This window comes from Dictyobacter formicarum (assembly GCF_016587435.1).
Genome location: NZ_BNJJ01000032.1, coordinates 1 through 14,142 on the forward strand (window position 1 = coordinate 1; position 14,142 = coordinate 14,142).

Here is a 14,142-nt window from a genome sequence, read left to right on the forward strand (position 1 = left end):
TACTGGGGATAGGATCGCCATGAGGATCGATCGTCGGATAGCCCAACAATTGATCGAGCTTAGCTTCGAACTCTTCGGAAATCACGTGCTCTAGCCTGTCAGCCTCGTCATGCACTTTATCCCAACTGTAGCCCAGCTCGCGCGCCAGGTACAATTCGAGCAAACGATGGTGACGAATAATCTCCATCGCCTTCTGCTCACCAAGGGGAGTCAAACGCACACCATGATAAGGGACATGCTCGACCCAGCCAGCAGCGGCAAAGTCTTTAAACAGCATTGTTGCGGTCGCATCACTCACCCCTAGCCTCTCGCTAACAGCAGAGGTAGATACCTTCTGATTATGCTCTTGCATGCTATAGATAAGCTTGAGGCAATCGCTGATGCGCGGAGCAAGTTCCTGAATAGGCTTCTGCAATTTCCTTCTCCTTAAAGTAATTTTTTACCTTACTAAAAAATAGTTTATCATACAACTAAAATATAGTCAATGGGTTATAAAAAAGAGGTTTCAATGGGCAAACAAAATCAGCATGCATGGGTATTAAAAAGTTAGGAATTAAGCATCGAGGGCATAGAGAAAAAGAGGAATCAACAGGAAATTGTGAGCACGTGCGACTCAACACTTCATCGTGCTCCGAGGAGAACTTAGCCGCACTATAAGCAAGCGGACCCATTGGCAGCTGCATAGGTGCCCGCCATGGATATTTTGCTCACTGTATCAGTATATGGACCAATCTGTAATCGCGTCAATGCAGTTTTTGGTTATTGTGCACAGCCTTCATAGCTGTGTCGCGAAAAGAGGAATATACCATATAATGCGGGATTTCCAGGGCGAATAGCGCCGTCCGGCAAGTGTTGCCGGACGGCGGGGTGTTAGCTGTACAAATGCAAGGTTCGCTTGTGAGCTAGGATGTTGGCTTAACTTTGGGCTGTCCGATAGCGGCTACCCAACGACGTCCGTTGAGCCAATAGGCCTCGATCTGCTCCAATGTCTTGCCTTTGGTTTCAGGCACCAGGCGCCAGCAGAAGATCAGGGCCAGCACACCGATAACGGCATACAGCCAGAAGGTGCGGGCAGTTCCAAGGGCTCCAATCAGGCTCAAAAACGTGACACTGACAATGAAATTCGACAACCAGTTGGCAAACGAACAGACACTGGCGCCGGCACCACGTACATTGGTCGGGAAGACCTCGGCACTCATCAGCCAGAAGACCGGGCCCATGCTGATAGCAAACGAGATGATATAGACCATCAACGCCAGCAATGTCATGGTTCCAGCATGAGCAACACCGGTGGCGAAAACGGCTCCCAACAAGGTTAACCCTATGATCATACCAATACAACCAGTGATCAGGAGGACACGTCGGCCAGCCTTATCGAGCAACAACAAAGCGGCAATAGTGGCCAGCACATTAACGACACCAACGACACTGGTGGCCAGGATAGCGCTGCTCGCTGAAGCGACTCCTGCCGACTGGAAGATGGTCGGCGCATAGTAGATTACGGTATTGATACCAACGAACTGCTGGAATACCGCCAGTCCAACACCAACCACCAGGGCCATACGTATACCAGGCGCAAACAGATCGCGAATCCTCCCCTGTTTCTGCTCGACACTTAGAGAGGTGTGGATCTCCATTAGCTCAAAATCCGGATCGGCCCCTTCAATGCGCTCCAAAACCCCGCGTGCATTATCCCAGCGTCCTCGAGCAGCATACCAGCGCGGAGTCTCGGGACTCATAAGCATACCAAAAAAGAGCAGGAGGCCAGGAATGGCAGCCGTCGCGAACATCGGAGGCCATCCCATTCCGGCGCGAGCAAAAGCCAGGTCCACCCAGTAGGAGACCGCGATACCAATCGTGATGGCCAACTGGTTGAAAGTGACTAACTTGCCACGCATCTGGAAAGGAGACATCTCGGAGATGTAGACAGGTACGACACTGGCTGCCGCACCAATACCGATACCAACGATGGCTCGGAAGATAAGAAAGAGCGTGTAATTCGGCGATATGGCTGTCAGAAGTGCACCTATCGTGAAGATCACAGCCAGCGACAGAAGCGTCTTTTTGCGTCCGATGGCATCATTTACCTTCCCAGCAACAAGCGCACCAATGATAGCACCGATGAGAACGGCGCTAACAGCTAGCTCCTGCTGCTGAGGGCTCAGCGAGAACGTCTTTACGAGAAAGAGCTGCGCACCGGAGATAACACCGGTATCGTAGCCGAAAAGCAAACCTCCTAAAGCGGCAACGCTGGTAATGAAGTAGACCGATAACTTCTTCGTCGAATGAGGAGCGGTAGCGTTCTGCATAGAATACCTCCCCCGTCATAGGAAAGAAACCAGCCAATCCAATAGCTTTTTCACGTATCATGAACATGACACTATACCAACCATCGTACATTTCCCACCAGGAAAAAAAGACCAGCTAACTGGTAGTTAGCAGAAGCGGATGATAGTGTTGAGCATAGTATAATGAGCGCGACTATAGCTAGTCATCCATCTTTCGATGGATTATGCTGGTTGATATTTAAGCTGAAGTTTTTTCAGCTGGTACGTGCTATAACTATCTGTAACACTACCTCATCAGTATCACATCTCATGAGGAATGGTGTAACGGCACCCTCGAGTATGATACTCTTCTTTATATAAGATAAATCGTATATAATTCTATTCAACATTAGCAGTTATTTTCGCGGTGCAAAGGATGCGTATGGTGAAGGACGAATTATTAGGAAAGCAATTAGCCAGTTATATTCTCATGGAATCATTAGGGCAAGGAGCCTTCGGAAGTGTATACCTGGGCAAGCACTTCCTCCTGTCTCAGAAGCCGCCAGTGGCGATCAAAGTGCTGAACACAGCATTGAACTCACAAGAGGAATTTGATCGCTTTTTTCAGGAGGCTGTGATTCTAGATGAATTGACTCATCCCAATATTCTGCAGGTATTGGATGCCAATTTATATGAGGGTTATCCATTCTTTGTAGCTGAATATGCGCCAGGAGGCTCGTTAAGAGATCGCCTGGATCAACTGAATGGCAATCCAATCGATACAGATGAGGCTGTACGCATTTTGCAGCAAATTGGGCGCGGCCTCCAGCACGCGCATGACATGGATGTTGTGCACCGGGACCTTAAGCCGGCCAATATACTCTTCAACGCGCAAGGCGATGCCTTGCTGGCCGATTTTGGGATCGCCCTGCAAATTCAGAAAACACGCCGCGTAGATGAAATAGGCACGCCGGCCTATATGTCCCCGGAACAGTTCAAAGGCAAGATCAGCAAAAAAAAGCGATCAATATGCCCTGGGCTGCATCGCTTATGAGATATTTACGGGTCAACAGATTTTTATAGCCGACGATCCCTATACCATTGGTTATAAACACATCTATGAGGCGCCCATCGAACCGCGTGAGCTTAATCCGGACATTCCAGATGCCATTGAAAAGGCAATCCTCAAGGCGCTGTCGAAGGAGCGCGACGATCGCTATGAAAGCGTCGCCGACTTCACACAGGCCCTGGTTGATGCGACGACGGCAAGCGCGCCGAAGCCGAAGAAGTCCCGTCCTACCTCAACAAAAGCAACGAGCTCGCAGGAGCAAGCCATACAGGATCAGGCTGCAGAGACAGCCAACAATACAAAAGTCAAGGAACCTGTACAGCCAACGAGACAGACAAAAAATGGCAATCGCAGTTTTATCGAGACCGATCCAACGGCGGCCGATGGCAGACGGGGAAGACGTGATGAGCCAGTCACGCCGCCAGCGTTTCTGAAAAAGCGTGCCTCAACAACGCAAACCTCTCAGCATACCATCCGGCAGGCCAGCCAGTTGAGACCCATCTGGAGCACCACCAGTGGGCTCAATCATGTATACTATTCAGAGCCCACGATTGCCAACGGCATCGTGTATGCCGGCACGTATAGTGCCGCCAACCTGCATACCATGAGTCCCCGCCACCTACGCGCCTTAGATGTCTCAACCGGCGAGCACCTCTGGTCCTACAAGACGCAATACGGTATCTCCGAGGCCCCGGTGGTCGCGGACGGCCTGATCTACTTTGCCTCGGGCAACATCGAGGACGGCGGCAAAGTCTCGGCTCTGGATGCAGATACTGGCGAACTTTACTGGACCGTCGAGACAGAGGATAATCTCAAGGCCACGCCAATTGTCTCCAACGATATCGTGTATGCCTATTCCAGGCACGCAGTGTATGCCTTGAACGCGGCCACCGGACAACAATACTGGGATGTGACGCTTAAGGCGCCGCAACAGGGACGACCGATGATCGCCAACAATGTCGTCTACATCGCGACCGGACGAGGACATTGCTACGCCGTTGACGCGGAACGTGGTCAAAAGCTGGCCAGTTATGCCGATGTGGGCAGGGTGCATGCGGCCATTCCCTTTGATGAGCATGTTGTCTGTATCTGCGCCTACAATGAGCAACTCTATGCACTGGATATGCAGACGGGCGAAACCTACTGGTCTATTCCACTGGAAAACAGTATCGCCTACGAGATAGAGATCGCACATGGCATCGCCTATATCATCACCCAGGGCGTCTTTGGCAATAGCACGGCCAGAACAGGGCTATTCGCTATTGAGCTGGCCACCGGCAAGCAGGTATGGAGCGTCTACCTCAAAAATGAAGTTGATGCAACCCCGCTGGTAGTTGGTGGTATTGTCTATCTCACCACCAAAAGCGCGGAGCTTTATATGCTAGACGCCCAGAACGGCAAGCTTATTCATCCACTTAAATTGCATGGCGACAAAATAAGTCGTCCATGCGTGGCCAATGGCTGGGTTATCATCACCAACAACGAAATCAACGCTTTCCAATTGGTGTAGGTGCGCCCCCTGCGGGCGCTCCCAACCTCGCCTCACACCAACACCCGTAGGTGCGCCCCTTGCGGGCGCTTCCCACCTCGCCTCACACCAACACACAAGATTGGAACGTCTTACCCCACAGGCTCGTGTATACGAGTATATCATCAATTCTAGACATGTATAGTAGAAAGATGGGAAGTATGGTGAAAAAACCTGCACAACCTGAAAAAAACAGAGCAGACTATGGTTATCCCTCGCCAGACATGATGGCGCTATCCGCCAAAGCGTTGGAAGTCACGCAACGCCTGACCGAAGCTTACGGCGTATCCGAGTGGTCAAAGAAAGATCCGATGAGCATGCTGGTCGATATTATCCTATCGCATCGCACAAAAGATGAGCAGACGGCAGCCGCCTATGATAACTTATTGAAGACGTTTGGCTCCTGGGAGGCTGTGCGCGATGCTCCTACCAACAAGGTGCAGGATACCATCGCTAACGTCAACTGGCCCGAGGTCAAGGCACCGCGTCTGCAAACCATTATGCGCCAGATCACAGAGGAGCGTGGCAATCTTGATCTCAACTTCCTGCGCGATCTACCAGTCGAAGAAGCGGCCGCCTGGCTCAATCGCTTCGAGGGAGTCGGACCCAAGACAACAGCCTGCGTCCTCCTCTTTAGCTGCCGCCTCCTGCTGCTGCCAGTAGATGTACACGTGCATCGCGTCTCGATCCGCCTGGGACTGATCGGCAAAAAAGTGACCGCTGACGCGGCTCATACCCTGTTACAGGCGCTGCTCCCCCAGGACGCCCGGAGCATCTACAACTTCCACAAAGCGCTGCTGCGCCATGGCCAGCGGATCTGTGTCTACGAGCGTCCCCGCTGCGGCAAATGCGCTATAACCGATCTATGCGACTACTACAAAACAGTGGTAAAACCACAATAATAACGATGTGTGTTTTCGAGCGCGAAGAGTAGAAGCGCCCGCAAGGGGCGCATCTACGGGGGGTATGTTGATAAAGGGTTAAAGAGGGCGGCTGATGATTGGCTTCAAAGCTGGATAGAGGGCTTTGTAGACTTCGTAGGCCTGCTCGTAAGCTGGCGCAGCCGCCGTATCGGGTGCGGTACGCTGCACCACACGCACCGTCTGAGCGCAGGCCTCCTGTACCGAGGAATAGACGCCACCAGCAACGCCAGCCAGCAAGGCCGCGCCAAAGGCGGGTCCCTCTGAGGCATTGGTGACCACTAGTTCGACGCCCAGCACATCGGCAATAATTTGCCGCCAGAGAGAACTCTTGGCTCCGCCGCCGGTGGCGCGCACCTGGCTCAACTGCAGACCCTGCTCACGAATGATAGCATAGCAGTCCTTCAGGCTAAAGGCCACTCCCTCTAGCACCGAACGAACCAGGTGGCGACGATCGTGGCTGGCCGTCAGTCCGATCCATCCACCACGGGCATAGGCGTCCAGGTGGGGGGTACGCTCACCCTGCAGGTATGGCAGGAAGATCAGCCCCTCACTGCCGGCCGGAACGCTTTCAGCTTCTCTGGCCAATAATTCATAAGGCTCGATACCGGTCCAGCGCTCCAGCGCCCGCTCGGGCAGACCAATGTTGTCGCGCAACCAGCGCAACGAGAGGCCAGCGCCCTGGGTGACGCCCATCAGATACCAAGCATTGGGAACGGCATGGTTAAAGGTATGCACACGCGGCACCGGACCCGAGGTATCCACCTGCGGAGAGTTGGAATGGGCCAGCACGATGCCGCTAGTACCAACTGATACCAGGGCCAGACCTGGCTCAACCACACCATTGCCAACAGCGCCACAGGCGTTATCGGCTCCGCCACCAGCTACCGGCATCCCGACCGACAAGCCTGTCAGTCCGGCCACTTCAGCCGTGATTGAGCCACTAGCAGCATCCGCCGGAACCACAGGAGGAAGGAGGGAGGGATCAAGCTCCAGGGCCGCCAGCACTTCCTGCGACCACGCCCCATGTTTCACATCTAACAGACAGGTACCGGCCGCATCTGAAATCTCCATGGCCAGCACGCCCGTCAAACGATAGCGAATATAGTCTTTCGGCAGCAGCATGGTCCGGGCCTGCGCAAATATCTCTGGCTCATGATCGCGCACCCAGAGCAGTTTGGGGGCCGAAAAACCTGTTAAGGCGGGATTGCTCACATATTGGATCAACTGGCTGGCGCCCACCTTCTCAGTAATCCAGCGACATTGCTCATCACTGCGCTGGTCCGCCCAGATAATGCAGGGCCGCAACACTTGCTGGTTCGCGTCCAACAGGACCACACCATGCATCTGACCCGACAAACCAAGGCCGCGCACATCCTCGGCCGCCGCACCTTGACTGGCACCAGCCTTTAGACACAAACGAATCGCAGAAATAGTAGCCTCCCACCAATCGGAAGGATTTTGTTCAGCCCAGCCAGGGTGAGGATGAAATAATGGATACTCAATGAAGGAATCAGCTATCACACGCCCATCATCGACCGCGAAGAGGGCAGCTTTAACGCCAGTTGTACCTAGATCGATACCAAGCAAGGTTTGCATACAATGCTCCTTTATCAATACGATTGTTGTTATTGTGATTGTACGCTAAAATCTGTCTCTTTGCACTGTATGTGAGCCCGGACGCAGGAATGTATTAATGTTTTCGTGCACCGAGCGACAAATTAGACGCAAGGCCCGAACCCGCATGGACATTTTCGTGCACCGAACGACAAATCGGGCGCAAGGCCCGTGGACGTTTTCGTGCATCGAGTGATAAATCGGGCGCAAGGCCCGAACCTATGGGTATTCTTCTTCAAGGATTTCATCGGGCGCCGTGTCCACCAATTCTGGGGCTGCAGAGGCGTGGCGCTGGATGATGCGCAGGCCGAGGATTTGTCCTAGCACGACAGCAACAATGCCGCCACAGATGCTGCAAAGCAGGTAGAGGAGGGCCAGCATAGCCTTCTGGCCGGTCAGTAGCGTGAGATCGCCCAGTGCCAGACTGCTAAAGGTGGTATAGGCGCCCATGAAGCCAACGTTCAAGAAGAGACGGCGCGCAGGATTGATGTAGAGCGACTCATCGGCCAGCGTAGAAATCAAGGCCAACGCGAAAGCGCCAGTGATATTGATCAATAGGATGTCATAGGGCCAGTTATTTCCCAGGTCGGTTTGAATAGCATGGCTGAGAAGATAACGGACAATCGTACCGAAAAATCCACCACAAAAAACAATCGATAGTCCCTGTAGATTAAAGTGTTTTTTTATCATTTAGAGCCACCATCCCGCTGCAATGCCCAGGGCCACGGCCAGTATACCCAGCACCACATTTTCGCCCAGATACAACACGCTTGCCCACAGTCTTCCACCACGAGCCAGTTGCACCCCTTCCCAGGACATGGTGCTGAACGTAGTATAGCCGCCTAAAAAACCGGTGGCCAGAATCAATTGGACGGCCGGACTCACCACGTGCCGCGCGGTCAATGCAAAGACGAGACCAATAAAAAATGAACCACTAACGTTAATCACCAGCGTCCCAAAGGGAAATGTAGAGCCGGTGCGGCGCGTAATCACATATCCCAACATATAACGTGCCACGGCTCCCAGGGCGCCCGCACATCCGATACTTACCAGTTGCACTAGAAAAGGCACATTCATACTGCTTGTTTTACCTACTTCTTATGCTGCTACATACACAAAAACTCCTGATGAGCTACTCTTCATTCGCATCATCAGGAGCCATCAGCTTCTCTGCAGTTTAGTCAACGCGATACGTTGACCTGGTGAGCTCCATCACCAGTTGGATTAATATATTTTTCTTCTACTATGATAACATATACGAGCCAAAAATTCTGTCAACTGCCCCACTAGTACTTCCTCCAGGACTTTCCAATTCTCTCTATTCGCCACCGCTGCCGCGCAGAGAGAAGGGAAAGCCCTGGAATTTATTCTGCCCCATTCAGGCCAGGACGTAAGTTGGTGTCTGCTCACAGTTTTTACGCGATACAACTGAGACGCCAGCGGATCTGGTCAGAGTTACGCGTCAGGCGCTTAAAAATGTTGTGGCGCAAACGGTAAACTTCCTGGACGTCATTAAATTCATCGGGGCAGAACTGGATAATCTCGCGCGCCTTTAAACCACAGTGGAAATGTAAATATGCCAGCCGGATCTCGCGCTCTCCACTCAGCAAGGAACGTACGACACGCCACAATTCTTCATAATCTTCTGGCTCTTCAGCCGCCAGATCATAATTATAGGTCGGGTCATTCACATCTGGCAGGGGTACCTCGTTTGGATGTATGTATACACGCAAGGTATCCATAATAGCTCCATTCAAACTGGCGCGCAAATAGTTTAAAGCCGAGGCCAACGAAGTAAATTTGAGCTCAGAATTATTGACGCTGGCCTGCCAGAAACGCGTAAACGCCTGGGCAACATAGTTCTCTTCACTATCCAGAGCGTAGGCGCGTTCGCGCTTGGAGTGACGGCGCATCCAGGTATGCACAATACCTGAAAAACATTGTTGCAACGCATCCCAGGCCTGGGGATCATGCAACTTCATGGCGCGTCGGAAAATTTCTAAGGCATAACAATCATCGCCCACCTCACCACGACAATAATTGCTCATCTCCTCTTTGCAATAGCGCACCAATTCTAGCAGACTCATTGAACTGACCATCGATGTAAAACTGGGAGTTAGAACTGGTGGGGGTAATTCAGCAGGTGCCGCTACATTTTGTATTGACACACATTCACCTCTTTTATTATTCAATATAGAGACCTATACTATGAAGAAATACGACCTCCGACATAACACAAAACCACGTACATACATTATCAATACACGAAACCACATTCACTCATTAACAATATTAGTACATGTCCATCGTTATGTTTGCATAACGATCCTCTTATTATTATTATATTGAAACATATAATAATTAAAAAGAACAGTGGTTTTATAAAATCTTAAGAAAACTTTACCGCCACGCGTCTTTCTTAACCTGATGCATAAATCAAAAAGTGGAGATATAAGCTGCACAGTAATCGCTGTGCAGCTTATATCTCCACTAAGGAGGGCGTCAGATTCCCAACATACTGGGAATCTGAGCACCCCTGGGTCTTGGGAACGCAGGCGTTCCCAATCTCTTTTTCATTGCTGGTGCAGCAGGCGCGCGAATGCGCGCCTGCTGCACCAGCAATGAAAGGATATCCATAGGTTCGGGGCTTTCCCCCGATTTCTCACTCCATGCCCGACAATCCCAACAGAGATGGGAGTCAGGCACACGGTATGTGGTTAAAAAAGGGCGTGGCTGCTTTACGAAAATGCGTGGCCGGCATTACCACTACGTCCACCGCGATCGGTAGCCGTCTTTTGTAATTTTAGCGTTATAGGTTGCATCTGCTGACTTAAAGGAAAGGCAATCACCAGAACCCCGTTGCCGTAGTTCATGTTGGCATGCACCCCATCCACTCGGTCGGGTAGCTCGATGTCGCGATAATAGCCTCCAACGCTCCATTCATCAACCAGCAGTTCTTTGATATCCTTGAGCACACCACGCAAATCACCCTGAATGACCAGGTGGCCATCCTCAGTCACCTGGGCCGTAATATCTTCTGGCTGCAAACCAGGCATTGGAGCAGCGACCATCAGACGATCAGCCGTACGATAAACTTTTACCGGTATGTGTTGAATCTTGGCTTTCTCTTGCATACCTCACGCCTCTCTTCTTTAGTATCATCACAACGACATCTTCGACCTGGCAACCACAAGATCAGCTAGACTACTCGGCAGGGTTCTTCTCGTCAAAAGTATCTTTCAAGCTGCCCATCTGTTCTTGAGAAGACCAGGCTGTTCCTTCATCACGGCCCGGCGTCTGAGTTGGCGCGCCCGGCTTATTTTGCGCATGACGCACCCCACTATGCGCGGGATCATAGCCTTCGCGCTCATCGCGCTGAGGTTCCGCCGTCTCCCCACCCTGAGTCATCGCATAACCATCCATCAGCTTATGCCCCGCCTTCTGACCTGGAATAGCGGCGTCTGATGAAGTGGAAGAAGAATGTTTCTGAATTTTTTCCGGGGTTGTGCCTTTATCAATAGCTTCAGCATTCAATTCTTCGGCATGTTTTTTGCGGTTATCATGTTCAGTTTTATATTCTTGCTCATGATGAGCGCTCATTGGTGCCTCCATTCTTACCAGAAAAACATATGTCACCCATTCCACGCCGGATCAGGGTGAATATACCTGGAAATCAGCAATTTATGCTAAGTAAGTACTACCACTCTCACGTACAAGGTGGGGGCACAAGTTTCAACCAGAGCATGGATACGAGTAGCGCAAACGATCATCATAGGACGCATGGTACCAGGAAGCAGGACTTTCCGCAATGGCAAGGCATGAAAAGAATATAATGGTAGAACAAAAAAACTTCTTCGGGGGAATCGCACTCGTGGAATTACATATCACAACTGACCAGGTCAGCCAGATGGCACCCGACGCCAGCGCGGCAAAAGCAGGCAAAAAGCTCGCACTGGAGAAATTCTGGAGCAACCTGGGATACAACGGGCAAGCGATCTGGGGAGAATGTCAGGGAAGCAGCCTCTATCAGGTGCGCGTTGAGCGCTCGACGTTCACAACCCAATGCAGTTGTCCTAGCCGTAAGCTTCCCTGTAAACATAGCCTCGGCCTACTCTTTCTGGCCGCTTCAATCCCTACCGCCCTGCCGGAAAGCGAACCATTGGAATGGGTGAGCAGTTGGTTGAGCAAGCGCGAAGCCCAGCAGAAACGCCAGGAGACACGCGCATCTAAATCTACCCAGCAGCCAGATGAGGGTAAGCAGAAGAAAACGATAGAAAAACGTGAGGAAAAGATTCAGCAGGGGATCAATCAGCTCGATCTCTGGCTCAACGATCTGATCCGCAATGGCCTGGGCAGCCTGGAGGCGCAGCCGAGCTCTTTCTGGGAACACCAGGCGGCCCAGATGGTTGATGCTCAGGCAGCAGGACTGGCGAACCGCATTCGCGCACTGGCTGCCATCCCCAATGCCTCAAAAAACTGGACCAGCAAACTGCTTGCTCAGATGGGCAAGCTGGCGCTACTCATAGAAGCCTACCAACACCAGGAGCGCTTTGCAGCAGAGGCGCAAGAAAATATTCGCCAGCTGGTTGGCTGGACCCTGAAAGAGCCGGAGGTGCTGGAGCGGGGTACCCATATCACCGATGATTGGCTTTTTCTAGGGCAGACGCGCGAAGCCGTCGAACGTGGGCGCGCCCAGCGCACCTGGCTGTATGGCACAGCCACTGGACATGCAACTTTCGTGCTGCAATTTTCATACATGGGCGCACCATTTGGCGAGAACTATCCGCTGGGCACCCATCAGAGCGCCGAGCTGGTCTACTGGCCCGGCGTCGTGCCGCAGCGCGCTTTATTCGCGCAACGCCATGGACTGGGTCAGCCAATTCAAGAGAAGCTACCAGGCGTCGCTGACTTTGAGAATTTTCTGGAAGGCGTGGCGCAACAGCTGGCGCGTAACCCCTGGCAGGAACGCTTCCTGTGCCTGATACAAAATAGCCTGCCCATCTATGACCAGGAAAGCAAAACCTGGTGGGTGCGCGATCAAAAAGGCCAGGCCCTACCCCTGGCTCGCACTCAAGATGAACACTGGAAGCTCCTGGCACTATCGGGTGGCCACACACTTGATCTGGCCGCTGAGTGGAACGGAGAAACGCTCATGCCGCTTGGTGTCTTGATTGACCATAGCTATCACTTGTTGTAGAAAGCAGAATATCATGGACGCATTTCTAAAGACGGCCGTGGTCGGTACTGCTCAGCAGGGAGCGCACATCCCGACGACCGCTAGCGCAATCGATCCGTTGACACAACAGCTGCCCACCGAAACAGGAGAACGCTCCTTCCTGCTGGCGGCCGGAGCCCAGGCTATTTATGCTCAGGCCGGCATGATCTCTCCAGAGGCGCCGGTGCCTCTGCCCGTCGCCGAACCAGACACGCTGCTCGCCTGTTCAATGCGCATAGCGAATCTGATCGAGGGACTATTCCAGCAACCGGCCAATATTCTGCTGCCCGAAGCACTGCAGCTTCTCCAGCACCTGCAGCTGCGCCTGCCGCATGAGGTATTGCCGCAGTTCATCAGCTACGCCACCAGCCACCATGAGGCCCGAGAGGCTATAGCCCCCTTGCTGGGCGAGCGAGGCTACTGGCTGAGCCAGTTTGTGCCTGAGTGGAACTGGATCGCACAACAGGGGCAGGGACAAGGAGACATCGAAACAATCTGGCAGGAGGGGACACCACAACAGCGGCAGCAGGTCTTGTGGCAGCTACGACTGCAAGATCCCGCCCGCGCGCGCGAATGGGTGCAGGCGGTCTGGAAGCAGGAGAAAGCCGAGGTACGCGAGGCCTTTCTGACACAACTACACAGCGGACTATCGCTCGATGATCAAGGCTTTCTGGAGCAAGCCCTACTCGATCGCAGCGAGGGCGTACGCCAGCAAGCCGCCGACCTCATACTCTCACTGCCATCCACCTCTCTTACAGAGCGCTTCCTGGCTGCGGCAGATCAATTTATCAGTTATGAGCCTACGCACGCACAGCACAAGCTGGCAATCAAGTTACCAGACACGCTAAACACCGCCAACAAAGAGGCGCTGGCGCTAAGTCCTCACTTCTTAGAGAAATGGCAGCCAGAAGACTGGCTACACCACGCTTTCAAAAAGACGCCGCCCCAACATTGGAGCGAGCGCTTCTCGCTCTCAGCCGACGCATTTCTTGATCTGGTCGAGGAGAGCCAGCACGGAAAAGATCTCATCACGGACATACAACAGGCAGCCCTACGCTACCAGGCAGTTTCATGGTATAAGCCGCTGCTAGAGCGCTGCATACGCTACGAACTGGATGCCAGCAAACGCTTTGATATCCACTACTGCCAAAAGATGCTGGCCGCACTGCCGCAGGAACTAGCCGAGACGCTGGTAGGGCCGCTGATACAGGACAAACATTTCTGGCAGAGCGCCATCATGATGCTGCCAACATCCTGGAGCCAGTCATTCAGCCAGCTCTGTCTGCAACAGATGCGCCTATACTACAAGAAAAAGGATGTCAACGTAACCTACTACAATGTCCAGACGAGTACATTCGCGATCGTGGCCAGCGCCATCCATCCCGCCTGCTTTGAACTGGCCCTGCAACCATGGGAAATCGCCGAAGACGACGCCTCCTGGTATACGCAACACTATAAGCAACAGATTGCCACATTGCAAGAACTTATTGAAATACGAAAACAAATTTTAGAGGAGATCGCTTAAT

At 52.5% G+C, this 14,142-nt stretch carries 13 protein-coding genes and 1 riboswitch; of the genes, 5 read left to right on the top strand and 8 right to left on the bottom strand.

Annotated features, from left to right (window positions below):
- Nucleotides 1–415: metal-dependent transcriptional regulator (locus tag JMI88_RS34885; protein ID WP_201366651.1), on the bottom strand; the 415-nt coding region annotated here is incomplete at its 3' end.
- 487 nt (nt 416–902) lie between these two features.
- Nucleotides 903–2,309 (bottom strand): sugar porter family MFS transporter, encoded by a 1,407-nt coding sequence (locus JMI88_RS34890; RefSeq protein ID WP_201366652.1) that lies wholly within the window; start codon nt 2,307–2,309, stop codon nt 903–905.
- A 400-nt stretch (nt 2,310–2,709) separates the two neighbouring features.
- On the opposite strand from JMI88_RS34890, the gene JMI88_RS34895 reads away from it, so the two are divergent.
- The 3 genes from JMI88_RS34895 (at nt 2,710) to JMI88_RS34905 (ending at nt 5,766) form a co-directional block, all read left to right on the top strand.
- Nucleotides 2,710–3,321 (top strand): serine/threonine protein kinase, encoded by a 612-nt coding sequence (locus JMI88_RS34895; RefSeq protein WP_201366653.1) that lies wholly within the window; start codon nt 2,710–2,712, stop codon nt 3,319–3,321.
- 505 nt (nt 3,322–3,826) lie between these two features.
- Entirely contained in the window at nt 3,827–4,846 is a 1,020-nt protein-coding gene (locus tag JMI88_RS34900; protein WP_201366654.1) for an outer membrane protein assembly factor BamB family protein, read from the top strand.
- A 179-nt stretch (nt 4,847–5,025) separates the two neighbouring features.
- Nucleotides 5,026–5,766: an endonuclease III domain-containing protein gene (locus tag JMI88_RS34905; RefSeq protein WP_236023197.1), complete on the top strand. Its 741-nt coding sequence runs from the start codon at nt 5,026–5,028 to the stop codon at nt 5,764–5,766.
- A 78-nt stretch (nt 5,767–5,844) separates the two neighbouring features.
- Here JMI88_RS34905 and xylB read toward each other — a convergent pair whose 3' ends face one another.
- The 6 genes from xylB to JMI88_RS34935 all read right to left on the bottom strand — a co-directional run bounded on the left by xylB (nt 5,845) and on the right by JMI88_RS34935 (nt 11,001).
- Nucleotides 5,845–7,383 (bottom strand): xylulokinase, encoded by a 1,539-nt coding sequence (gene xylB / locus JMI88_RS34910; RefSeq protein WP_201366655.1) that lies wholly within the window; start codon nt 7,381–7,383, stop codon nt 5,845–5,847.
- A gap of 237 nt (nt 7,384–7,620) precedes the next feature.
- Nucleotides 7,621–8,091 carry a fluoride efflux transporter CrcB gene (crcB, locus tag JMI88_RS34915; RefSeq protein ID WP_201366656.1) on the bottom strand — a complete coding sequence of 157 codons (471 nt, stop codon included), beginning with the start codon at nt 8,089–8,091 and terminating at the stop codon, nt 7,621–7,623.
- The gene (gene crcB / locus JMI88_RS34920) at nt 8,092–8,472 is read right to left on the bottom strand and encodes a fluoride efflux transporter CrcB (RefSeq protein WP_201366657.1); all 381 of its coding nucleotides are present in this window, start codon (nt 8,470–8,472) and stop codon (nt 8,092–8,094) included. It abuts the gene before it with no gap.
- Nucleotides 8,473–8,546: 74 nt separating this feature from the next.
- Nucleotides 8,547–8,627, bottom strand: a riboswitch (Fluoride riboswitch).
- A gap of 189 nt (nt 8,628–8,816) precedes the next feature.
- Nucleotides 8,817–9,569: a hypothetical protein gene (locus JMI88_RS34925; RefSeq protein ID WP_201366658.1), complete on the bottom strand. Its 753-nt coding sequence runs from the start codon at nt 9,567–9,569 to the stop codon at nt 8,817–8,819.
- Between the two features lie 570 nt (nt 9,570–10,139).
- Nucleotides 10,140–10,535 (bottom strand): Hsp20/alpha crystallin family protein, encoded by a 396-nt coding sequence (locus JMI88_RS34930; protein WP_201366659.1) that lies wholly within the window; start codon nt 10,533–10,535, stop codon nt 10,140–10,142.
- A 70-nt stretch (nt 10,536–10,605) separates the two neighbouring features.
- Nucleotides 10,606–11,001, bottom strand: a complete 396-nt coding sequence (locus JMI88_RS34935; protein WP_201366660.1) for a hypothetical protein — start codon at nt 10,999–11,001, stop codon at nt 10,606–10,608.
- Nucleotides 11,002–11,233: 232 nt separating this feature from the next.
- Here JMI88_RS34935 and JMI88_RS34940 point away from each other — a divergent pair, with 232 nt between their 5' ends.
- The gene (locus JMI88_RS34940) at nt 11,234–12,598 is read left to right on the top strand and encodes an SWIM zinc finger family protein (RefSeq protein ID WP_201366661.1); all 1,365 of its coding nucleotides are present in this window, start codon (nt 11,234–11,236) and stop codon (nt 12,596–12,598) included.
- A gap of 13 nt (nt 12,599–12,611) precedes the next feature.
- The gene (locus tag JMI88_RS34945; RefSeq protein WP_201366662.1) at nt 12,612–14,141 is read left to right on the top strand and encodes a DUF5691 domain-containing protein; all 1,530 of its coding nucleotides are present in this window, start codon (nt 12,612–12,614) and stop codon (nt 14,139–14,141) included.
- Nucleotide 14,142: the final 1 nt, after the last annotated feature.